General features: G+C 44.5%; 14 protein-coding genes. 2 read left to right on the forward strand and 12 right to left on the reverse strand.

The window, feature by feature from the left end; all coding sequences use genetic code 11:
- Nucleotides 1-77: 77 nt before the first annotated feature.
- From MKY98_RS13480 to MKY98_RS13490, 3 genes are read right to left on the reverse strand one after another with little or no spacing between them, the layout of a single operon-like run.
- On the reverse strand, nt 78-959 hold the full coding sequence (locus MKY98_RS13480; protein WP_069011799.1) for a hypothetical protein: 882 nt from the start codon (nt 957-959) through the stop codon (nt 78-80).
- Complete coding sequence (locus tag MKY98_RS13485) at nt 956-9,535, reverse strand: amino acid adenylation domain-containing protein (protein ID WP_341011436.1); 8,580 nt, start codon at nt 9,533-9,535, stop codon at nt 956-958. The genes MKY98_RS13480 and MKY98_RS13485 overlap by 4 nt, the downstream gene beginning before the upstream one ends.
- Nucleotides 9,536-9,542: 7 nt before the next feature.
- Entirely contained in the window at nt 9,543-12,983 is a 3,441-nt protein-coding gene (locus MKY98_RS13490) for an amino acid adenylation domain-containing protein (protein ID WP_245231637.1), read from the reverse strand.
- A 295-nt stretch (nt 12,984-13,278) separates the two neighbouring features.
- Here MKY98_RS13490 and glsA point away from each other — a divergent pair, with 295 nt between their 5' ends.
- Complete coding sequence (glsA, locus tag MKY98_RS13495; protein WP_069011795.1) at nt 13,279-14,217, forward strand: glutaminase A; 939 nt, start codon at nt 13,279-13,281, stop codon at nt 14,215-14,217.
- Nucleotides 14,218-14,295: 78 nt separating this feature from the next.
- Here glsA and MKY98_RS13500 read toward each other — a convergent pair whose 3' ends face one another.
- A complete protein-coding gene (locus MKY98_RS13500; protein ID WP_069011794.1) occupies nt 14,296-15,162 on the reverse strand; it encodes a VOC family protein in 867 nt (288 codons plus the stop codon).
- 49 nt (nt 15,163-15,211) lie between these two features.
- Nucleotides 15,212-15,625 (reverse strand): DoxX family protein, encoded by a 414-nt coding sequence (locus tag MKY98_RS13505; RefSeq protein WP_069011792.1) that lies wholly within the window; start codon nt 15,623-15,625, stop codon nt 15,212-15,214.
- Between the two features lie 269 nt (nt 15,626-15,894).
- On the opposite strand from MKY98_RS13505, the gene MKY98_RS13510 reads away from it, so the two are divergent.
- Entirely contained in the window at nt 15,895-16,434 is a 540-nt protein-coding gene (locus MKY98_RS13510; protein ID WP_029517515.1) for a helix-turn-helix domain-containing protein, read from the forward strand.
- 125 nt (nt 16,435-16,559) lie between these two features.
- On the opposite strand, the gene MKY98_RS13515 is transcribed toward MKY98_RS13510, so the two are convergent.
- The 7 genes from MKY98_RS13515 to MKY98_RS13545 all read right to left on the reverse strand — a co-directional run bounded on the left by MKY98_RS13515 (nt 16,560) and on the right by MKY98_RS13545 (nt 25,287).
- A complete protein-coding gene (locus MKY98_RS13515; RefSeq protein ID WP_245231636.1) occupies nt 16,560-16,961 on the reverse strand; it encodes a stalk domain-containing protein in 402 nt (133 codons plus the stop codon).
- A gap of 246 nt (nt 16,962-17,207) precedes the next feature.
- Nucleotides 17,208-18,329 (reverse strand): phosphodiester glycosidase family protein, encoded by a 1,122-nt coding sequence (locus tag MKY98_RS13520; protein WP_029517513.1) that lies wholly within the window; start codon nt 18,327-18,329, stop codon nt 17,208-17,210.
- Nucleotides 18,330-18,550: 221 nt separating this feature from the next.
- Nucleotides 18,551-20,017 (reverse strand): potassium/proton antiporter, encoded by a 1,467-nt coding sequence (locus tag MKY98_RS13525; protein WP_029517512.1) that lies wholly within the window; start codon nt 20,015-20,017, stop codon nt 18,551-18,553.
- 199 nt (nt 20,018-20,216) lie between these two features.
- On the reverse strand, nt 20,217-21,605 hold the full coding sequence (gene fumC / locus MKY98_RS13530) for a class II fumarate hydratase (protein ID WP_029517511.1): 1,389 nt from the start codon (nt 21,603-21,605) through the stop codon (nt 20,217-20,219).
- A 164-nt stretch (nt 21,606-21,769) separates the two neighbouring features.
- Nucleotides 21,770-23,314 (reverse strand): 2-isopropylmalate synthase, encoded by a 1,545-nt coding sequence (locus MKY98_RS13535; protein WP_029517510.1) that lies wholly within the window; start codon nt 23,312-23,314, stop codon nt 21,770-21,772.
- A gap of 96 nt (nt 23,315-23,410) precedes the next feature.
- Nucleotides 23,411-24,112, reverse strand: a complete 702-nt coding sequence (locus MKY98_RS13540) for a FadR/GntR family transcriptional regulator (protein WP_029517509.1) — start codon at nt 24,110-24,112, stop codon at nt 23,411-23,413.
- Nucleotides 24,113-24,267: 155 nt separating this feature from the next.
- Entirely contained in the window at nt 24,268-25,287 is a 1,020-nt protein-coding gene (locus MKY98_RS13545) for an aldose 1-epimerase (protein ID WP_013310435.1), read from the reverse strand.
- Between the last annotated feature and the right edge of the window lie 99 nt (nt 25,288-25,386).

Consider the following 25,386-nt stretch of genomic DNA (forward strand, 5'->3'; position numbering starts at 1 on the left):
ATCAATCTGATACATCAGAAGGTCTTTAAACTAAACTGCCGACCCCGTCGGCAGTTTTTATTTGATCTCTTTTCCCTTTAATTGTACCAAAGATCATCTGTTTTAAGTTCCTGTAGACTGCTCAAAAACGATTTTGAGTTATCAACATAAAGTTCAGTATCAATATAGTACAGCTTTTTATCATGTAAGCATTGATCAATATACTCTGCATTTAAAATACTTTTATCTTCTACATTGGCGGCAAAAGCTTGCAGTTTGGGAAGCGCGGTTTTCTGATATTCAAGCCATGAATGATGGAATCCAGCTGGCTCCTCCAGACAATAAATGTCATGATACAGCGCTTCAGCAATCCCTTTCTTCCTGAGATAGTCGGGTAAGAAAGGCATACTTTTGAAGTACCGGCCGGTCATGGCGAACACGCGATAGCTCCAATAAGGAGCACCGTGATTAGATTGGCAAAAAAGATTCAGGAAGAATACAGAGTAGTGCATTTTAATTGTAATAACTTGATGTTTCTTCACTTCCGAAACAATACGATCCGCCATCCGGTTATCAATGATCTCATCAAAATCAGCCAAAATGATCACATCATCATCCTCAACCTTATCCTGCAAGATAGAGATACTCTTGTTTCTTTGGCAAGCCTCATTATGAAACGCACTGTTATGGCTGAGCAGACGCCAGTACCAGCGGTCAAAGTTGTCCGCACCGCAGCTATCCACATCAAAGTACAATGAGTGCTTCTCAGGTTCACGAAACAGTTGATCCGCATGAAATGGATGATAAATGACCTTGGGACCAACATAATCTGGATTAAAGTTCCGAGGCTTATCTAAATAGCTGAACGTCTTGTTAGCTTCGATCACGTGCAACTCATCAATCCAACCGGAATTTTCTTTTATTTTAATATCTGCAATGCGATTTTCATTGAAAAATGGACAAAATTCATATATTTTCATAATCTGAAGCTCCCCTCCGCTATCATGGTATATGGGCGAACACTGATGCTTTGGCACAGATGTCTGGATATGAGGCGTATTAGCTCAGCGATCGTCTGATCCTTATAATGCAGTGAACTATAATAGCAGGTTAAACTTAATCTGTCGCATCTAAGACCTGCCGTCATATTTAACTTGTAAGCAGAGGGATTGTCCGCCGCGTTCGTATTTCCGTAAGATATGGGTAAAGGCTCAAACAAATCATCAGCTATCCCGTTCATTTCCTCTGATTGGTAATGGAAAAGCATGTGTGTTCCGTCCCTTAGTGGTTCCTTATCTAGATAAATTCCCTGTATCATATGTCGTAAAATAAAATAATCCAAGCCTTCAGATGGAATATGCCGCAACGTATGTGTGACATGTCTCAGTGCCGTTTCCCAATTCCCCAATAGTTCTCCTTCTGGGATCTGAATTCGAAGGGGGTATGCACCGGCAAAAAAACCGATAGTACGATCAATCATAATACCCGGCAAAAAAGACTCACGTTGATAAGACATCACATGCAGCAGCAAATCCGATTGCTTTTTCAATTGGAAACAAGCTTGTGACAACGCCGTCAGTAAGATGCTCAGTGGAGTAGTATGATGCTTCATAGCCAATGCTTTTAGAAGAAGAATATGCTCCTCTCCTTCAAGTAAATCATACGTTATAGTTCTCATGTGTCGGTGAAGAGGCTGTATCTCCGATTCCCTGTCAACCTGTAAAGATTGGCCGCCTTCCACAACCTTACTCCAGAAAGTGGATGCTTTAGGAAAAGGGCCCTTTGCCGCATATTGCGACAACGCTATGCACCAATCCCGATAACTGCTTTCCTTCTCCTCCGCATGTAACGCCAAATCACTCCTTTTTCCCGGCAAGAGAAGATGTCTCAACTCTTCTAAAAAAATGTTTATGGAAATCCCGTCAAAAATTAAATGATGGAACAGAAGTAATATCACCTGTTGTCTCTTTTCGCAATAATGGTCAAACAACACAACTTTCCATAAAGGTCCTTCCTTGATATCGAATTCATGCTGCACTTTCGAGCAGTATTCCGAAATGTAGGCGTCATGTGATCCCGAGACCATGTGCAAATCTACGTAAGAAACTACCTGTCCTGCACTTATTGTCTGCTCAAACTGATACCATTCATCATCCAGTTGAGCAAACGACAGCCGCAACGCCGTATGTTTGTTCAATAGTGGTTCAATCGACGCGTTCAGCAATTCTGTAGGAATGTAATTCTTGAGCCGAGCCAAGTAAGGTACATTAAACATGTTATAATTCACGAGATCTCTTTGGAAAAAACGTTTTTGTACAGCAGACAGCGGAAATCCGTCATCCGGGTATTCTTTTCTTATAGACTGATATGGGATATCCATGTTCGGACAAAGGTCAGTTGCTGTATCCGTCATTGCATGGATCAATGAAAGGGCCAAAAGTTCAATCGTCTGTTCGCGAAATATTTGGTTGACCGTAACCGGATATCCGCTTTTTTGCAATAGGCTGGCTATTCGTAGTGCATGGAGCGAATGGCCTCCCAACGTGTGAAAATCTTCATTCTTGCCAATGTAATCAAGCTTCAGGACCATGCTCCAAACTTCTTCTATGGTTTGCTCCAGTTCAGTCTTCGGTCCAGCATTTGCTTCCTTATCGCTGCTATGGATTTCAGGTAAAGGAAGATTTTTGCGATCGATTTTCCCGTTAGCCGTTAATGGGAACGATTTCAGCCAAACGTAACGAAACGGTAACATATAAGAAGGAAGACCTTCAGCCATAAAAGTATGAAGCTGCTCCACTCGTTGCTCCTCTTCCGCTGTATAGTAAGCGATCATCCGCAAATCGCCATAAACCTCCCGGATAAAGACCAGACATTCTTTCACTACAGGATAGCTGTTAAGACGGAACTCGACTTCTCCGAGTTCGATTCGATAGCCGCGAAGTTTTACCTGATCGTCAGCCCGTCCGATATACTCGATATTCCCGTCTGGCAGCCATCTCGCCCGATCTCCCGTACGGTATAGAATTGAATTCGTACCTCTTTCACCATCTTTGGCAGAACGATATGGATTCGGTGCAAACGCATGCTGTGTCATTTGGTTTTGCTGCCAATACCCCCTTGCAACCCCGTCTCCTCCCATGTATAATTCCCCGATTGCTCCGACAGGCTGAACACGGCCCCGTTTGTCCAGAATATAACAAGTTGAATTACTAATGGGCTTGCCAATAGGGATATTCTGCTCAAAAGGCTTTTCGATCCGGTAGCTCGTCGAAAAGGTGGTGTTCTCCGTAGGACCGTATACATTGAGAATCGAAAGTTCCGGATTGGCAAGACGGATACGATTGATATGCTTAACCGATAAAACTTCCCCACCTATGAGCAACCATTGGAGTCCAGCAAATATCTTTTCATTTTCTTCAATCCAGTGATTACACAGTGCAGAACTTAGCCATAGTGTATTAATTCTCCACTCCTTCATCCGCTGCTCCAGCACATGTATATTTAGAAGATCATCTTTTGAAACTACAAACAGCTGTCCTCCATTCAGCAGCGTCCCCCAAATTTCAAACGTAGAAGCGTCAAAAACAGGCGAACCTGTATAGAGCAATCTGATATCAGAAGAAAACGGAAAATAACAGGTGTTTTTGACCAAGCGAATGACATTGCGATGTTCCACCATAACGCCTTTCGGTTTTCCCGTCGATCCGGATGTATACATTAGATAAGCAAGGTCATTGGGAGCAATCATGTTCTCCTTCTCTTCTGGTTCCACAACTCCATTTTGGTCAAAATACTTTGTATCCATCAGTGTTAAACGGATTCCCTTACAGGCTTCCGAGATACGTTCCGCTCCTTCCTGTGAAGTGATAATGGTGTCCAGTCCAGCGTCCTTGATTAATTCGCGGGTTCTTGCTGCCGGAAAATCGGGGTCAATGGGAACATAGGCATATCCCGCTTTCATGATCGCCAGGATGGAGACAATGAATTCAAGAGAGCGCGGCAAGTAAACTCCAATAAACTTTCCATGATTGTTATCATCAGTATCATCCGTTAACATCTTGGCAACGTACTGGGACATGAGGTTTAGGGTGTGGTAGGACATAACCTGATTGTGCGCAATTACTGCAGGCTGTGAAGACCGCAGCTCCACTTGCTCTTGGAATAGATCAATAATTGAACACTCTCTGGGATATGCTGTATACGTATTGTTCCAGTCGTAGACGATTCGTTCATATTCATCCTTGTTCATGAAGCAAACGTCTCTGACGTTGTAATTCGGGTATTCCAGCACATATTCCAGCGTATTTAGCAGATGCTCTGCTAGTCGACAAACCGTTTCTTGGTTCAATCGATCTGCATCATACATAAACTTGATGGTGATCTGTTCCCCGTCATTGGCAACGGTGATCGTCATTGGATAATTCGTTTTCTCTCGTTCCTCCATAGCTGACATCTTCAATTCATTTTCTGGTTGCCGATAGTCGTTCAAATAATTTTCGAATGCTACGATGCTGTAAAACATGACATGTCCTTGAATACCAGTCCAGCTCTTCAGTTCATTCAGACTCACATAGCTGTAGTCATTTAGTTTCTGAATGGTTTGGTGCAGCTTTTGTACATATTCAGTGATGGTTTGCTCGACATTCCAGTGCATGACCAAAGGCAGCGTATTAATCAGCATACCTGTGATCTGATCCGCTTTTGCAAGATCCGATCCCCTTCCGGAAACGACCATACCAAATATGGTTGTATCCGCATCTTGATAGACTTGTAGCACTTTACCCCATGCAAACTGCACCAACGTATTTAGCGAAACTTGGGCTTGCTTAACAAAATCAGCGATCCGCTTGGTTCGTCTCGGATCAATACAAAGAGTCTCGATCTGCTGGTTCTCAATCGGTTGATGTGCCTCGGGAAGTATGCCCTTCTCTATCGGTAGTTGGGTTGGCTCCGTTACGTCGGCTAAATATGCCTTCCAGAATAACTCGGCCTCTGTGCGATCCTTATTGTTTAACCAACGAATATAAGTTTCATAAGAACGGGTCAAGCTGCGCTGTGGCATCCGGTTTTGCAGGCTACAAGCATAGAGCTCATGAACTCGATTTATTAGTAGCGGCAGGCTCCAACCGTCCAGCAAAATATGGTGGTAGCTCCAGATCATCGTCCATTCGTTTGAAGCAGTCTGAATCAGTGTTATGCGGAATGCAGGCTGACTCAGATCAAAACGGCGATTACGATCCATTGTCATCCAGCGTTCGATACACTCTTGTTGCTGCTCTGGTTGCTCTACTTCAAAATCCAAAAATGTCCAATCCCATTCTGCATTTCGGATAATACATTGTATGGGCTTGTCCAACGCCTCCCAAATGTAGCAAGTCCGCAAGCTATCATTTTCAGAAATAATGCTGTTCCAGACTTCCCGGTAACGGTCAACCTCTAGCCTACCATGATATTTCCAACTAACCTGCACAAAGTATTGATTGGAACTAGGATGATCTAAATAATGGAACAGCAGTCCTTCTTGTAAGGGACTTAGGTACATCATTTTATCCAAACCATATTGCCAATGATATGTCTTTACGATCTCGTCAAGCGAATGTTGTTCCAGTGACACGGATGGAAAATCACTAGGTGTGAACTCTTGGTGTTCAGTCCGGCTACAATGTTCGATAATAGCAAGCACACGTGTTATAAAAGTATCTAACAACTGAGTAATGGTGGTTTCTTCATAGTGACGTTTGCTATATTTCATAAACAAATGCAGCTTGCTATGAACAATGGAACAGTTGAGTTCCAATAGGCTTGTTCCATGATTAAGCGGCGAGCTATAATCCTGTGCTGCGTCACTTGTAAACCCTAACCACTGGTTTAATTCGCTCGCATTCCCCTGATCAAACTGGCCCAAGTAATTGAAAAGAGCCTGAGGTTCAGAAGCTGATAACTCGGAACGGACTTCTGTATTCGGATGGCAGTATCTCAAAGCGCCATATGACATGCCGCGGTGAGGAATACAACGCAACTGCTCTTTGACAGATTTAATCGTCGCTCCCAAGGGGGAACTGTCCGTAATCTGAATGCATACCGGAAACATGGAGGTAAACCAACCGATGGTTCTTGTCAGATCTATATCGGATACAAAGTGCTCACGTCCATGGCCTTCTAAGCGAAACGAAATCGTCTTCTGCCCAGACCAAGCGGAGAGCGCCAGGGACCAGGCTGTAAGTAGCAGGTCGTTAATCTCGGTATGATAAGCCTGAGAGCAATGGTGCAAAAGCAGTTCCGTATCGTCAGGAGTAAGCATTGTAACTAATTCCGAAGACTCACTGCTCTTTTTACGATCCGGGTAATGGTCTACTGGCAGTACAAATGCTGTAGTTTGATGCTGTACTTTTTTCCAATATTCAATATGACGTAAAGTATCTTTATGTCTAGAATAACTCATCAATGCAGAATGCCACTTCTTGTATGGATTTAAAACGGGAGGCAACGCTGTACCCTGATACAATTGATACAATTCCTGAACCAATATTCTCCAAGACACTCCATCAATGACCAGATGATGTATAGTCATAAACAGACGGGCTTTACCGTCAGGGTGGCCTTGAATTACTCCTGCATACATCATGGCGCCCGTCTCATAATTCAATTGTCTGTTCCACGTATCACATATGCTTGAAATTTCGGATTCGGGATAATCGACTTGTTGAAGGGTGTAGCTAGCCAGTTGAATGGAAGCATCCTTTCGGTAGCGCTGCGAATACGCATGTTCCTTGACTACGATCTCCATCGACAGCTCTGGATGTAATCGAATCAATTGATTAATGGCGGTTTCCAGCTTCACAGGATCACAATCACGGAGTACAAACAGCTGGGATTGGTTGAAATAATGCGGCTCTACAAACTGTTGCTCGAAAAACCAGTGCTGGATCGGTGTCAAACCAAATTCGCCTGTCAAGTCAATGCTGAGATCTTCCTTTTGATCATTGTCTGTCCAAGTAACCACAGCAGCTAATTTCTGAATGGTTGGATACTCCGCAACTTGTCTTGGAGTAAGCATGATACCATGATCCCTGGCCATAGATACGACCTGAATGGCAAGAATTGAGTCTCCCCCAACCGCGTAAAAATGGTCGTTAACCCCGATATCTCCTCTTTTTAAAATCTGCCGCCAAATCCAAAGCAAGCGCTTTTCGAAACCGTCCTCGTCTGCTTCCACAATTTCATCAGCTTGATTAAATAAGGTACCCCTCGGATCAGGGAGAGCTCCACGGTCGACTTTACCGTTTGTATTTACTGGAACTGACTCCAGATAACAAAAATATGAAGGAACCATATAAGCTGGTAATACAGAGTTTAAGTGCTGTGTCAGATCGGCCTCTTTCAGCTCTTCTACAGCAGTATAATAGGCCACCAGTTTATGGTAGGCCCCGTCCTTCCAGGCTTGAACGACACATTGACCGATGTCAGGATGTTGGCGGAGCTGATGTTCTATTTCACCTAGCTCGATACGATACCCTCTGATTTTAATTTGTTCATCACTACGGCCGATAAAAACCAATTCACCATCCGGCGTCCATTTCACAATGTCCCCGGTTTTATATAGCCGCTCACTGTGTGGCGGATATTCACTGCTAATTACAACCTCTTTGTGAACGAACTGTTCCTGAGTCAGTTCTTCACGATTCAAATATCCTCTGGCAAGCCCTATGCCGCCCACCCATAATTCACCGGGAACGCCGACAGGCACAGGACTGCCGAATGGATTCAAAACGAATAAACGTTTGTTATAGACGGGTTTGCCGATTGTAATTTCTTTTCCCGGTCTGCAGACGGAAGTAGAACAAATAATCGTCACTTCGGTCGGCCCGTAAGCGTTCACGAATCGTCTTCCTCTTCCCCAATAGTCCACAATATCAGGCGTACAGGGTTCTCCAGCAGATACAATTGTCCGCAACCTTGGCAGTTCTCTATGTTTCATCGTTCGCAGCACAGATGGCGTTAGCATCGCAACGTGGATATTTTTCTCTTCAAGAATATCTGAAATGTCTGCATAAGGAGGCAGTTCCTCGTCTGACAGAACAACCACTGTTCCGCCTACTGATAGCGTGCCGATCCATTCATAGACTGAAGCGTCGAAACTAATGGAGGCGAATTGCATGACTCTTGAATCTGAGGTGATTCCAAACTTTTCAACAAGATAAGGGATCAACGTAACCAGACCCGCGTGTTCAATAAGGGTTCCCTTCGGTTTTCCAGTAGAACCGGATGTGTAGATGACATAAGCGAGATCATTCTGTGTAACCTTGATCTTCAAGTTTTCGTAGGGATAGTAGTCCTGCTGCACCAAGCATTCATCCACACAAATCAGCGAATATGCTCCCCTACCCATTTGAGAAATATATGGATTTAGCCTACTTACTAATTGGCTGTGCGTTATAATCATTTGGGCCTGTGCATCTTCTAAAATAAATCGCAGCCGTTCCCCAGGATATTGGGGATCGATCGGAAGATAAGCAGCGCCCGCTTTCATAACTCCAAACATCGACGGGATCACATCTGCGCTTCTATCCAAGACGATGGCAATCAGCGTGCCGGTCGGCAGAACGCCATGCCCCTGTATCGAATACGACTCTAAAATCATGCGGCTGATTTGATTTGCCCGGTGATTTAACTCATAGTAGGTCAGCTTCTGCTCTCCAAACTCTAAAGCGATTGCATCGGGTGTTCGGCTAGCCTGCTCCTCGATCAATTGAACCACAGTTTTATCCAAAGGATAGGCTTGTTCCGTATCATTCCATTGTTGCATCTGTCTGCGTTCTCTTGTGGTCAGCATGGGGTGAAATAGTACCGTCTTCTCCGGAAGAAGGAGTGCATTTGCCAGCAGTGTTTTGAAATGGCCTGCGAATCTAGCGATCTGCATTTTTCCGAAACGGCTGCCATCATACTGTATTGCGCACTCCAATATATCCGGGTCATACCGGTAGCAGAGCGCGATTTCTGGCTGATCTATACCGTAAAGGGGAGGGGACTTTTCCGCATTTAAACTTGGAGAAGGAAAGTCACCATAAATCTCTGCGATACACACATTGAAGAAATCCTTCCCTGCCCCTGATGGAGGATCAACTTTAGTTTGCTGCGAAAAATCCTCTCTCAATTCGTCGCTACTATGTTGTTTGTTCCATTCCATTTGTATCCTTTGTATCAAAGAGAGAAGATGATCTTCCTTCTGTATATGAATGAGTAATGGATAATCCAGACGACATTCTTTCCCTTCCTTGTCTGATACCACGGAATATAAAACAGGCAGAGCGTATTGATTGGAGTAATGGGATAGCAGTACGGACCATATGGCTGTTATAAAAGAAGGCATACCCAACTGATGATGCTGTACAAAACCCATAATCGTTTTGACCTGTCTTGTCCCCAAACGAATCTTGTAAAGTGCTTGATCATCGCCTTCGGGCAATCCGGCATTTCCTTTTTGCTGAGAAAATAAAGGCAAGTAACGTCGCGGCCTATCAGAACTACTCTGATTAGATGTATTAGCTGATTCCATCACGTTATTAAACCTCCCCTATCCGGGATGCCATACCGGCAGCTTGATAAAATGCAGCCCTGACTTCCTCAACCTCTATCTCGTAACTGCATCGTATAGAAAAAATAAGGCCGTCCGTGTAGGAAGAAGCAATGCAATTGAACAGTGAATAGATCGGCAGCGGATTGGGTTGCTTTATGATAGTTTCATCATAATAATTGCTGTATTTTGAGTCTGCCTTAGCGCTGTTTCCTAAATAGTTAAACATGAATAAGTCTAGTTGCTCGTACTGCTTCCCAAACTGTGCAAGTGTTCTGGCACGTTCCCACTTGTCTTTGTAATCAGGACTTGTAAGAAGATGCATAAAATTAATCGTATGGTGTTTTAATAATTCCAGTCTGCTTCTGACAGACTGCATCATTTCATCCGGATTTTGTTTCAGTTCGATCAGCATAGGTACAAAATCAATAAATTCACCGGCCGTGTTATAATAAGCCGCCTCCTCGTACCTTCTTCCATCATATAAAAATAACAATGGTAGCTTATCCATACCTAAATAAGTTTGCAAGCCCCTTGTATAGACAGAAAGCGCAAACTCCAAAGAAGGATTTTCAGCAGGGATGCTTACGTTAAACAGGTAGGCTTCTGTGCACGTTCGAAGATTTGGTGCCTGGAAGACATTTTGCTTGCTTTTTTGGAACGCTTCCAGATTAAAGGCTGATATCAATTCTTGTTCCGTAATTCCTTTCGGTCCACTTTGGATTAGATTGACATACTCCACATAGGGCTTCACTTCATCCGTAGGAAGGGGTCGATTTTGAAGCAGACTCCTGTAGTAAGCAACCAACTGTCTTTCAGCTACTTCCGAGGTCACCCGATCGCATATCGCATGATGATAAATAGTTATGACATAATGTTCACGAAGGTTTCGTTTCAGCACAAACATGTGGAACAAAGTATGTTCTTCGGCGAAACGGGTGTTCGTAACATAATCATTTATCATGTCCGTAATGGGACCACATGGGTTGTAATCCGACACATCAATGATGTTGAGTTTTGGTAAACCATCGCTAGAAGGTACGTATTCCCTCCAATAAGTCCATTCATCTCTTTGGACCGGGACACTTCTCAGTAATCCTTGACTTTGTACAAAATGAGCGAAAGCCTGATCCAAAAAATCGTAATTCACGCACTCATCCAGCCTAAATATACCTAAACTTGGAGGTGTATCAAACGAAATTTGCATTTGCTGAATTCCACTTAGCGGATATTCTTGTGCCACTGCTCCTGTTTTAATCCACTGATCTTTTTTCAAATAATCGTTTTCCAGAAGCTTGCGTAAACCTTCCACCTGATCCAGATCCATGCTTTTTAAGCCCAGACGTTGGAAAAATACCTCTTCATCCATGGTCCAGTATAGATCAGCCATTTTAGTTTTTTGATGCAGTGGTACAATGTAGTGTGGCAGTAGCTCTTGAGTTATTTTCCCGTCCATGATCCGCATGATATGGTTAACGTCAGCCACCGTGTCGCAGTAAAGCACCTGAATATCTCTAACTTCGTGAATAAAATCCCTTACTTGGTATTTCACCAGCTCGTAAACACCATCTGTTTCTTGGTGAAGCCAAGATATCAACTCTTGAGTTGTTTTTATGATGTCCTGTTGCTTTTCGGACCCTACAATATTATTCTGAGTTGAATGAAGATAATCAGCGAGTGCCCGAATCGTTTTATAGTGGTAAATGTCTGTTAAAGTGGCGTGATATCCTGCACGCTCCATTCTCGACATTAATGTAAGCGCATGAATAGAATGCCCACCGAGGTCGAAGAAGCTATCTAAAACACTGAACTGCTGCACACCCAATACATCCTGCCAGATGTCCATCAGCTTCGTTTCCAGTCCTGGCTTAGGAGACACATATTCTGCTCCACCATGCATATTCTCTTCAAGGGCCAACAGTGCCTTGCGGTCCAGCTTACCATTCAGTGTCAATGGCATTTGTTCTAGTTGTATATAAAAAGATGGAATCATGTAATTCGGCAGCTTTATAGAGAGAGCCGTTTTAATTTCATCTGCTGTCAGTTTTTTGGTCGCCGTAAAGTATGCTTCCAGTTGCTTTTGACCGGCCTCCTTTTCACGGGCAATAACTGCCGCTTGTTGTATATCATCTACTTTTAATAAATGCGACTCTATTTCCCCAGGCTCAATTCGATAACCCCGTATTTTCACTTGATCGTCGATCCGGCTGATATATTCGATGTTTCCGTCCGCTTGCTCTTGCACCAAATCTCCGGTTCGATACAACCTGCCTCCAGGTACCCATGAAGACTGAATAAACCTCTCTTCTGTCAGCTCTGGACGATTCAAATAACCTTTAACTAATCCATCGCCAGCGATGTACAGTTCACCTGCAACTCCCTGTGGCAGAGGATGCTGCTCTTGATCCAAGATGTAAACCTTCGTGTTGCTGATGGGTTTGCCGATCGGTACGGTATTTGCATTTTCGTCCAAATGATCGATATGATAATAAGTAGAAAATACCGTGCTCTCCGTCGGTCCATAGACATGAATTAAGCGGCCCGGACCTAGACGGGCAAACGCTCTACGCACATGGCTGACTGAAACCTTCTCACCACCGAATAGCAAGGTTTCAATTGTTGCAAAGCAATCGGGATCCACATCCACCAATGCATTAAAAAGTGCTGTCGTGACGAAGCATTTCGTGATCTTTTGTGTCCGTAGGACGCTTGATAGCTCACGTGCATTCATGGTTTGATCTTGTGAGTTCAAAACGAGAGTGCCTCCGTTAAGCAAAGCTCCATAAATACCAAATGTAGAACCATCGAACGAAAAACTGGCCACTTGTAATATCCTATCTTTTGTCGAGAATTGGATGTAATTCGGCTTTTTAACAACACGTGTAATATTGTAGTGCATCGTCAGGGTGCCCTTAGGTACGCCTGTAGAGCCAGACGTATACATAATGCAAGCAAGGGTGTCGGAACCTTGCTTAGATGAGAGATTCCCTGTTTCTTTCCCATAGTTCCGCTTGTCCATCAAATCCAGTACAACACTGGCGAGTTCTGTTTGCTGGTGGATTGGAAGCCGGGTCAGCAGGAGATTTGCACCAGAATCCGTCAGCATATAGCGTATACGTTCCCTCGGGTATTCAGGATCAATCGGCACATACGCTCCCCCAGCTTTTAAAATCCCGAAAATTCCGATGATCATTTCCAATGAACATTCGACCATCATTCCGACAGCCTCGTCTTGATCTAAACCTTTAGCCCGCAAAACATGTGCTAGTTGATTAGCCTGTTTGTTCAGATCAGCATACGTCAAGTGCTTGTCCCCAAATACAACTGCTATGTGATCCGGTGTGCGCTCAACCTGCTCTTCGAACAGTTGATGAATCGTTTTCTCCCGCGGGTAATCCGCTAACATACCGTGTACCATGCTCCACTTCATCTCCTTCTCCTATTAACTTTTTTAAAGATGGGAATCTTTCTTATGAGCCAATGCTAAAAAAGGTATATGTGCCACTTAGAAGTGATTTCTGGATAGGCAGTTGGATGAAGAGAATGAAGACTACAGAGGATAAACTATAATTCCGATATTACATTAGGTTGGGTATTTAACTGGAGAAAAAGAAATGACATCAGAGCTTGTTTTTTGACTGAAAATTTCTTTAAAATAAGTATATAGCTACTTTTTGCTCTACAATAAAATACCACAGATTGGTTACTCGACTGGAGGAAAAGAAATGACATCGGAGTGGCAGAGATTACAGACCAAACTGCCGGAATGGGTAGAACAAAGCCGTCATGAGTATATTCATGGCAAGGTAGCAGCATATATTCCCGAACTGTCCAAAGCCCCGGCCGACGCGCTTGGTGTTGTTGTAATGAACGGTGAGGGTGAAACCGTGGTAGCCGGGGATACGGAAATCCAATTTACGATGCAAAGTATTTCAAAGGTATTTACGCTCATTCTGGCCTTGATGGATAATGGAGAGGACGTTGTCTTCTCTAAGGTGGGGATGGAGCCTACCGGAGACCGTTTTAATTCCATGCTAAAATTAGAACTGGTTGAGCCGGGAATTCCGTTTAACCCACTGATTAACGCGGGGGCAATCGCGATCTCCTCTCTGATTCGCGGGAACAGTCCAGAAGAGAAATTTGCCCGTGTTCTCCAATTTTTCCGCCTCCTCACCCACAATGACACATTGGAATATGATCAGGATGTCTACGATTCAGAATCAGCTACAGGCCATTTAAACCGTTCCCTTGCTTATTTTCTAATGGAAAAAGGTATTTTAAGAGGTCATGTGGATGATGTGCTTGAAGTTTATTTCAGACATTGTGCTGTCAAATTGAACTGTACAGATTTAGCACGTATGGGACTTGTACTAGCCTACAACGGCCGTGATCCGGTGACAGGTATACCGCTGATTCCCCGCCGCTATGTACAGATCGCCAAAACATTTATGACGACATGCGGCATGTATGACGCTTCAGGGGAATTCGCCATTCAAGTCGGACTACCTGCCAAAAGCGGCGTATCAGGCAGTATTATGACGATGGTACCTGGACGCTATGGCATTGGACTGGTTGGACCTTCTCTGAACCGTATGGGAAACAGTACAGCCGGTGTACACTTGCTGGAGACGATGTCTCGGGATTTGGATTGGAGCTTGTTCTAGATATACGAAAAAAGGGTATTCCCAGCCTTTACGGCTTATAGGAATACCCTTTTCTATTTTTGTTGAGTTCCTTCTATGTTACGAGATTTGACCGTTAAACAGTTTAATTTGAATGCGGAACGGATCAGCTACATACTTGGCGCCATCGCGTTCTTGCACTCCATAGCCTGCTGCCTCTAAACGAGCCACAATGGCATTCAATTCATTCTGATCTGGTACGATCAATTCAAAATAATCCAGTCCGGCAGCGTGCTCAGGAGCTGGTGGGGCTCCTTCACCTGCCCATATATTCAAGCCCATATGGTGGTGGTAACCACCTGCGGAAACGAACAAGGCTGAAGAGCCATACCGGCACGTAATGTCAAAGCCAAGCACATCGCAATAAAATTGCTGTGCTTTGAGCAAATTAGACACATGGAAGTGGACGTGCCCGATTACCGTTCCCTGAGGTAGTCCCTGCCAAGGTAAATTCTCGGAAATCGCAACCAAGTCTTCTGCATCCACGGGATCTGTTCCCATCATGTAGAATCCATTTGCATCCTTTTTCCACTGATCATGGGGACGATCTGCATAGATTTCAATTCCGTTATTATCGGGGTCATGGATATATAGGGCTTCACTTACATCATGGTCCCCCTGTCCGATTTCAATCTCATGAGCCAGCAGATTACGTAAAGACAGGCCCAGAGCTACACGGTTCGGTAGAAGAATAGCAAAGTGGTATAATCCGGCTGCGGACTGGCGCGGCAGAATAACTGCATTTTCAATATAGTTAAGGATCAGTAGCGCATGCTTCCCATCGACAGTCAATTCAGCGGTATCCGCCGTTTGACGCAACAGCTGAAAACCAACGACCTCTGTATAAAATTGAATAGAACGTTCCAAGTTGCTTACTTTTAATGAAACCTGCCCGATTTTGGTGTTGTCATGAATATGCGCTGTCATGAGATTTCCCTCTTTCTACATGGATTGGAGAACCAAAGCTATTCAAAAATTATTGTTCGGTTGACTCACGACGGCCGATCAACGAATCCAGAGACAAGCGAGTCGTTGGTGCAAATACCAGATGAAGTGCTACAAGAATAAAAGCAATATCCAGCTCATAGCCAGCTCCTTGACCATTCCCCATCAACCCGCCGGACAATTTTGCTGTAAAAATAGCACCGATCAAAACAATCACAAATAGCCCAGATACATAGCGGGTAAGTAGTCCAAGAATCAATGCAATTCCGCCGACCAACTCAATCACCGCAACGACATAACCTAAAAATCCTGGAACGCCAATGCTGGAAAACCAGCCTGCTACATTACCCAACCCCATTTGGAATTTAGCAATTCCATGTGCCAAAAACAAAATTCCCAGCGCCACCCGCATAATTGTAGAAATGTTTCTGCTTGCTGAACTCATATTTATCTCTCCATTCTGTTTGTTTATTACACTCATACAAGTGCATATGAATAATTAATTTATATTACTAATAATTTGGTTAAAAAAATAATACTGTCTGAATCTATGCCGCAACACATGAATGTGAATCAAACTCGAATTATTAGTAATAGAAATAATTATTTTGTAATGTGAATTTATCATAAGAAACTGTGGTCTGTCAACAAAATATTTGGTATGATAAATATTACATTAGTATACATTATATTTTCTTAAAGGAGGAACGCTCTATGAGTATAGGATGCAACATACGCGCTGCTCGTAAACGTAAAAATTTATCCATTCAGCAAATATGCGAACGAACCGGACTATCGCAAGGGTTTATGAGTCAAGTAGAAAATAATAAAACCTCCCCTTCCATCGCTACATTGGACAGCATCGCTAATGCGCTAAACGTACCTCTCGCTTTTCTGCTTCTTAAAGATGAGGAACGGATGCAAGTGATTCGCAAGGACGAGCGCCGTAAAACCTTATATGGTAAAAACAAGCTCCAGGTCGATCATTTGGGGGGGCAGGGTAACGTCAAAATGATGCTCGTTGAAATGCCGCCCGGCTCATCTACAGAAGAAGAGCATGCTCATGCAGGGGATGAGATTCATTTTATCTTGGAGGGCACGGTATACGTGGAGCAAGGCGAGGATACAGCTACCCTGGAAGCAGGAGATTCCTTTAGCTGGAGAGCAGCCATCCCCCACTATGTCAAAAATGTGGGAGAAAACAACGCCCGAATTCTGATCTCCGTGTTTCTCGAAGCAGATAATGATGCTTAATAGATATTTACGCAAGCACGAAGCAACAAAAGTACAAATCCTATCGAAAAAAGCGCGTACCGGAAGTATCTTTACTTCAACGATCCGCGCTTCTTATATTTTCATTTGCTATTGCTGCTTTTAACTTATTCCATCACCTGCTGGGCATCTGTACGCGATTCCCACGGCAGCTTGAAGGTTTTCATAATTTGTTTGGTATTAGCCGGGAGTCCAGTTATCGGATCACCAGTAGTACCCAGCAGTTCTTCTTTTTTATCCGTAGTAATACGCCCATAGAAAGTGGTACTGCTGTCTCCCCATCCTGTAGTGAACTTCTCCAACGTATAACCTAAATCAAGCGAAACATCTCTCAGAGGTATATATACTTCTTCACTTACAACCTCAAAGGTAAGTTGCTGCTGGTTCTTACGTGACCGCTCCTTAAGAACCAAGGGTTCTGCCCACTTTTGTAGCGTAATCTGCTTCTTTTTGACATCCCAGTGGTAGGTTGCACCTACAGCTTCGGCTAAAGATTTAAGCGGAACCATGAGCTTCCCGTCGAATCAATAGAGGTTTAGCCTTGCTGTCAATAGGTTGTCCGTTTATAACAATATCTATGAACTGCGTTGATTGAGACGCTATGGCACCCTGTTTAGTAGCTTCGGCAGCCGCCTGATGCATTGTGGTCAAGAGTAAGGATAGCATTAACAAGGCGACAAACAATCGCTGAAATCCTGCTCGTTTTAGCTTCATCATCAGTCTCCGTTCACTGAATGAACTTGTTCATTCCTGACCTATCTCTTTTTGGCTGCGTCAATGTCTCCAGGATTCAAACCTTCCCATATGTTCGGGATACTAACGGTCTCTGGATGCTCAAATACGAGAAACGCAGTCGGCAAATACCGCTCTCCGTATTCAGAAGAAGGCTTGTTTACAATGGCATTATCCTTGACTAGCACCGTTGAAGAACCTCCATCCAGATTAGCACCGATAACTGCTCCATGTTTAAGCAAAATATTTTGCATATCATACAAGTTGGCACCAATGCTGTACCCAGGCTGACGACCGTCGATGGTCACGAATATAATGGCACCGTCAGCTCTTTGCCCCATTGCGGTACGGGGGGCAATTCCCCACCCCTCGCTTGCATTGCGAATCAGACCTTTCCCATTCACGATTAGACGTGGTTGAAAAGTAACCGCTTCTTGCACATTCATTTTGGACAACTCGGACAACGAATAGTGACCGGCTATCATTTTCCCCTGTTTATCAATACCTACGATTTGAACAGAGGCATTTCTCCCCATATCATTGTAGTATATCTTACCCTGGGAAATGACAACGCCAATCGGTTTAAAACCATTCCCATTCCAGTTGGGGTCAGCAAAGCCACCGCCATTTACGCCAGCAACAGCCCCCAAACGCTCGACCATGCTAGATACATGTTCTCCCCGGCCGACTTTAGCAGGAATCCCGAGCCTAATTTTAGTGGGGTCATGCACCGTCATAACATAGCCATGATAGTTACGACCCGACACTTCTTCCACTTCAACCAACGGCGTTTGCTGTACTTTGGTAGGTATCAGATCAGGCAAGTTGATTGTATGTCTATCCTTCTCCTCACCCATCTCTTCGAACCGGGCTGAATATTCAGCCACTCGTTTCTTCGCTTCTGCTTCGCCGATAAAATATTTCGCCCAGTGACGATGCTGAGTCGTAATCAGCGTGTCCGCAGCCAAATAGCGCATGTCCTTGCCAGAAGGGGTTAAAAACAACCATGCACCACCCCCAATTCCCGCTAACAGGAATACAATAAAAAGTCGCAGCATAAAGCGACCAAATTTTCCTTTTCGTTTCTTTTTCTTATTTTTCTGCCTGCGAGCTGCTGCACGCTGTGGCAAGACTTCCGGTTTCATTCATCATCTCTCCTGTTTGGTGACTTCTATCGTATTTCAAAGCTATTGCCCATCAAATGATCCGTAACGATAGGCTGCGACATCTAACGACAATATCATAAACTAATTTTGTAGAATGATAGTGTCAATTTTTTAACAGATTCATCCACTCTGAAAAAGAATACATTAAAAAGCCCTTCACATAAATGTGAAGGACTGTAAATATAGGGGTGATATCCTATTTACGGAGCAGCCTCCGGTTCGAGCAGCATGAACAGCTCTTTCATCTGCTGTCGCTTGAGTTTGGGACTAAGCACGTACAAAGTATCGCCCGGTTCAATCACCGTCGTGCCTCTCGGGGCAATAATTTGCTCGTTCCGAATGATGGCTGTGAATAAAATATCTTCAGGCAACTGTATATCCTGAATCGCTTTGCCCGCTATCGACATCCCATTTTGTACCTGAATGTGGTTGATTTCCGAAGTAGTTTTTCCCAGTGAAACTAATTCCAGCAGTGATGGAGACGACGTCTCGTTAGGGTCCATCAAGCCAAGCTTCACCGCTAGCCACGAAATAGTGGTACCTTGAATAATCGCAGAAGTGAGCACGACGAAAAATACAACATTAAAAAACAAAGGTCCTACATCCATCTCATCCAGTAAAGGATAGGTTGCGAGTACAATAGGTACCGCCCCACGCAGTCCTGCCCAGGATAACAGTGTTTTCTCGCGCACAGAGTACCTGGAAAAAAGCAAGCTTAGGAACACGCCTATTGGACGAGCCACGAGCATGAGGATGAAGGAGAGCGCCAAGCTTTGCCACGCAATGCCCAGCAATTGATCGGGAAAGACCAATAACCCGAGCAGGACAAACATCATAATCTGCACCATCCAGGCGAAGCCATTGTTAAAATGAATAATAGATCGCTTGTAGGTCAAGTCGGAATTTCCCAATACAATCGCCATGACATACACCGCCAGCAATCCGCTTGCCTCTAGTAACGACGCCGCCGCATACGTCAAGACCGCAAATGCCAATGCCATCACAGGATACAAACCGGATGAATCAAAATTCATTTTATTAATGGCATATACACCTAAGCGTCCGAGTACAAAACCAACGGCTAAACCAAAGCCCATTTCCCATAAAAATAACAAGATATGTATCCAAATGGATTGCTCAGGGTGATGTATCAGCTCAATCAATGTTACTGTGAGAAATACAGCCATCGGGTCATTACTACCGGATTCCGCTTCAAGCGTCGAGGTAATTCGCTTTTTGATGTTTTTACCTCCTAGAACGGAAAACACGGCTGCCGCATCCGTCGAACCAACAATAGCGCCAAACAGCATGGATTCCATCCAGCTTACGCCTAAAATAAACTTGGCGCAGACGCCAATGACTACAGTCGTAATGATGACCCCCAACGTTGATAATGACAACGCAGGTCGAATAACTGGCTTAACATCTGCAAACTTTGTCTGCATCCCGCCTTCAAACAAGATTACAATGAGCGCGAGAATGCCAACTAGTTGTGTGATAAAGGCATTATCAAAATAAATAAACTGACTGAGCACCATGCCTACGGCAATAAACAAAACAAGCGCAGGCATACCGAAACGGCTGGAAAATTTGGTAGTCAGCACACCGACCAGCAGCAAGCCGGACAGCAAAAGCACAATAAAATTAATAACGGTTGTCTGTTCCATACGGCTTCTCCTATCTTGAAAATAGATGTTCAATTTTTCGCCTTTTATCTATATACCCTCAAATCACACAGAATACTAATTCTAAACAAAAAATTATATAATAAAATAAAAAATCCAGCTCATGGTTTGTGCTAAATCGCACTCCATGAGCTGGTTTGTATATTTTTTATAAGGCTTAAGCAGAGACAATCGTCGTGCTTTAGGCTTTAGGATGAATCATATGCGCAGGTACAACATATTGATCGAACTGTTCTTCAGTCAACAGTCCGCTGCGGAGTGCCGCTTCTTTTAGGGACAGCCCTTCTGCATGTGCAAGTTTGGCGATTTTAGCGGCATTTTCATATCCGATATGTGGATTCAATGCCGTCACCAGCATCAGTGAATTATTCAAATTGTGCTCAATCTTCGTGAGATCAGGCTCGATGCCAACGGCACAGTTGTCATTAAAAGCAATGATGGAATCGGCCAGCAGATGAACAGACTGCAAAAAATTGTATATGATTACTGGCTTAAACACGTTCAGTTCAAAATTACCCTGACTTGCTGCAAAGCCGATAGCTGCATCATTACCCATGACTTGCGTAACGACCATCGTCAGTGCTTCACTCTGGGTCGGATTTACCTTGCCGGGCATGATGGAGCTACCTGGCTCGTTAGCAGGAATCGTGATTTCGCCCAAGCCGCTACGCGGACCACTTGCCAGCCAACGAACATCATTGGCGATTTTCATCAAGTCGGCAGCGAGCGCTTTGACTGCTCCATGTACGGCCACCACTTCATCGTGGCTGGTCAGTGCATGAAATTTATTGGGTGCAGAAGTGAACGTTTTGCCAGTGAAACTGGAAATTTCCGCTGAGGTTCGGGAGCCAAACTCTGGATGAGCATTAATTCCTGTCCCCACCGCTGTACCACCAATCGCTAGCTCCTTCATGTATTGCACCGTGTCGATGATCATTCGCTTGCTCTTGTCTAACATTGCATACCAACCGCTTATTTCCTGACCCAGCGTAAGCGGTGTTGCATCTTGTAAATGGGTTCGCCCAATTTTTATAATATCCTTGAATTGCTCTGACTTCTGTTGAAAAGTCTCTTTCAGCTTATCGATGGCAGGCAACAAACGATCCTCCACTGCAATGACCCCCGCTACATGAAGCGCCGTGGGAAACGTATCATTCGAGCTTTGCGACATGTTAACATCGTCATTAGGATGCAGCTTCGTATCCTTTCCCTGCTCTTGTAACCATTGGCTCCCCAGGTGAGCAATCACTTCATTCACATTCATATTGGACTGCGTTCCGCTCCCTGTCTGCCATACAACCAACGGGAAATGGTCATCAACCCGCCCTGCGAGAATCTCGTCCGCTGCATAAATAATCGCGTCCTGTTTCTCCTGTGATAGCTTACCCAGCTTATAGTTACTGATCGCCGCGCTCTTTTTAAGCACCGCGAACGCCTGTATGACCTCTAATGGCATTTTCTCCGAGCCAATCGGGAAATTTTCCTTGCTGCGCTGTGTTTGCGCTCCCCACAGACGGTCTGCCGGTACTTTGATTTCGCCCAACGTATCCTTTTCAATGCGGTAGTTCAACTCATTTCCTCCTCTTGGCCTATGTAATTCAGACAAAATATGGTGATCTCTCTTGCCTATTATACATTAAATTTCAAATGTTATCATTTATTTTGCAAGCGCTTTTTTACGATGAGGCCAGAGGAGGAAGAAGGAAAATTCATCTACAAGCCTGACCACTAGGATCAACTAATGGTGATATTGCTTTTGGCATGTACTTCTTTTCTGCCCAGTAGCTTGTTCAGCGCATCGATGTAAGCTTTGGCGCTAGCTTCCAAAATATCAGTACTTGTGCCTCTTCCCAGAGCTGTGTACTCTCCTTGCCTCAAAATGGCGTGCACTTCCCCCAATGCGTCTTTGCCATAAGTTACAGATTGGATCGAATAATCCTCCAACTCCACCTCTTCACCACTGGCCTTGTCTATAGCATGGAAAATCGCATCTACAGAACCGTTACCCATTGCCACTTCATCAATTGCTGTCCCATCTTGTTTACCCAATCGAATGGATGCGACTGGAACCGACTGATTACCATAAGACACCTGAATGGAATCCAGTGTGTACATTTGAGGCGAGGCATTGCGGCTTTCGTCCATCAGGACGAGCAAGTCTTCATCCAACACCTGTTTTTTCTTATCCGTCAATGCTTTGAATTTGCGGAACGTCTCTTGCAGCTGTTCCTCCGTCAAAGCATCAAAGCCCATGTCCGCCAGTTTTTCTTTAAATGCATGTCGACCCGAGTGCTTGCCCAACACAAGTTTACTCGTCTTCAGACCAATACGCTCAGGGGACACGATCTCATATGTTGTACGCTCTTTAAGCATTCCGTCTTGGTGTATACCAGACTCGTGAGCAAACGCATTGGCTCCAACAATAGCCTTGTTTCCCGGCACCGACATCCCCGTTCGTTTGCTCACTAGGCGACTGGTAGCATACAGTTCCTCCAAAACCAGACTCGTTTGTGCACCATAAAGCTCGGTTCTGGTGTCAAGGGCCAGTGCAACTTCTTCGATAGGTGTATTTCCGGCTCGCTCACCGATGCCATTGATGGTACCTTCAAATTGGTCTACACCATTACGGATGGCCGCCAGCGTGTTAGCTGTTGCCATACCAAGATCGTCATGACAATGTGTGCTAAGTTGTATTTTTTCGATACCGGGCACTTGTTGTTTTACAATTCTAAACATTTCACCGAACTGATCCGGGGAGGCATATCCCACCGTATCCGGTAAATTGACGATTGTCGCTCCAGCACGAATCGCCATATCTACGACCTCACAAATAAAGTCCAGTTCGGTACGACTGGCGTCCTCTGCTGAAAATTCTACCTTGCTGAAATACTTGCGTCCATAACGAATGGCAGCAGCAGCGGTCTCTAATACTTTCGTTTTATCCATTCGAAGCTTATGGTGGCGGTGAATAGGTGAGGTAGCCAGAAACAAATGAAGACAGGCATCCTCTGCTCCTCGTAGCGCCTCTCTGACCGCATCAATATCCTGTTCTTTCGAGCGCGCAAAACCAACCAGTGTCGCTTGGGTAACCTGTTTGGCAATCTCCTGCATGCTGGTGATCTCACCAGGCGAGGTTGCTGGAAAGCCGGTCTCAATCCGATCTACGCCTAATTTTTGCAGCTGAAGGGCAATTTCCACCTTTTCCGTGCTAGTTAAGCTAACTCCTGGTGATTGTTCTCCATCTCTTAACGTTGTGTCCAACACCCATATTTTGCGCATACAGATACCACCTTTGGTTTGATTTTAGGAGATGCTCAAGTAGAAGGTTTAAATATTTTATTCATCCGATCATCTGATGTTTAAGAGTAAAAAAAATTATGAACTTCCCATATGCTTTTGCAGCTCCAGCTTGGTGCCGTCCAAATGTTGAATACTATACAGCTCGGCAGCCTTGCCATCCTGATCCCGGATTGCTTCATATATTTTTTCATGCTGCACAGTAAAATGATTTTGCATCGCCGGATCGGTAATGAGATTGTTCAACGCCTTGCGAATGGCCTCTACAAAGCTGCCATATACATCTGTAAGCACCTTATTGCGTGTAGCTCCGGCAACAGCCAAGTGAAAAGTGATATCCGCATCCAAATACCCGTTCATATCTCCAGCGGCCAGGGTTGCAGCACGACGATCCAGCGCCTCACGCATCAAGCGTAGATCCTCGTCTTTACGACGTAACGCAGCCAATCTGGCAATCTCTAGTTCCAACACACTCCGCACTTCATAAACCTCAATAATTTCAGCACGGCTTAGACGGTAATCCAATGGCTCTTGAGAAGTTGTCGGTTGGCAAACAAAAGTTCCGTGTCCTTGCTTTTTCTCTAATAGACCGGCATGCACCAGAACGCTAACCGCTTCACGTACTGTAGATCGCCCGACTCCGAATAGCTTCATGAGCTCAGGTTCGGTTGGAATCTTAGTGCCCACATCCCATTCACCAGTAGCAATTTTTCGTTGCAGCTGTTCAGCTACTTCATCGGCGATTTGCTTGCGTTTGACGGCTTGAAAAGGAAAATTCATCTGATCATCTCCTGTTTCGTATCATACTATGACTGCTTGGCATTCTGCAACCTTTTTCGTCCTCCTTCCCCATTGGCCCTTACCTGTGCTTTACAACCCCAAATAAAGCCTGCACCGTTGGACACGATACAGGCCTATAAGGATAAATTTAAATGCTAGGATTTCGATTTATTAGGTGTAATACAATACAAACGGCTGGTTGCTTCAAAAATATGGCCTGGAGCCAGTGCTATCAATCCGATCTCCTCCGCTGGTAGGTCTGGACGATTCGGTGCATTGATCATGTTCATTTGCGGCTCAGGACAGATGAATTCCTTGTTCGCTTTGTTATTCCAGATCATCCAATGCTTATAAGCTGTACCTACATCGTATACGAGGGTAGCACCTGTCTTACTGTGTGTCAGTTCCATGTAGTTGCGTCCATTTTGCGGAGCTGCCGTGTAATGATTATCCATAGAGGCAAAATAAGGACTAACTCCCGTCGTCTTCAGCAGTTCCTCTTCCGGAGATAAAGGCTGGAACTGACCTGTGGCCAACAACCGTTCCGTCAGCTCACGACGCTCACCGATTGTGACCTTAATCTTGTAGTCCTCAGGCGAGCTATCGGGTACGAACGGAACGCGAATCGCTGTGTGAAAGGCAAATAAATTGGGGATCGGTTGATCGCCCTCGTTATGGATCACATAACGCTGATGCAGGCCAAATTCGTCCAGACTGTACGTTAATTTCATGGTAAAGGTGAAGGGTAAATAGCGGAACATGGGATGTCCTTCCCTTACATGCTGATTCATTACCACATAGCTGCCCTGCTCCCCGGAACCGTAGTCCTCGACCTCCCACCGAACAGTGTGTAAAAAGCCGTGCAGATGGTTGTGGGTCGCCTCTTCATTTATCGGCAGCTCATATGTAACACCATTCCACAGGAATTTTCCATCCTCATACCGATTCGGAGGGAACAGGAAAGGAATTCCGTAAACGGATGGGCTTTGCTTAAAAGCCTCTATGCTCTCAGCATCTGGCTCACGCAGAAAAGAATATCCCGTTTCATTGTCACGAAAAGAAATCAGATTTGCGCCGTTTCCCGGCAGGGCAACCGCTTCATATCGTCCAAATTTAAGACGAATCGCCGGTATTCCATAATAAAGATCACCAATTGCAGCATGTTGTTGTGTCATCAAAAAATCCTCCTTGATGAAATGACGATGTTTAATGAAAGCGTTTAGCTTTTGGCTTGACTATACCATGCTGAGCAAAAAAATTCCACGTCCACAAAA

The organism is Paenibacillus sp. FSL M8-0228 (assembly GCF_038007385.1).
Taxonomy (GTDB): domain Bacteria; phylum Bacillota; class Bacilli; order Paenibacillales; family Paenibacillaceae; genus Paenibacillus; species Paenibacillus polymyxa_D.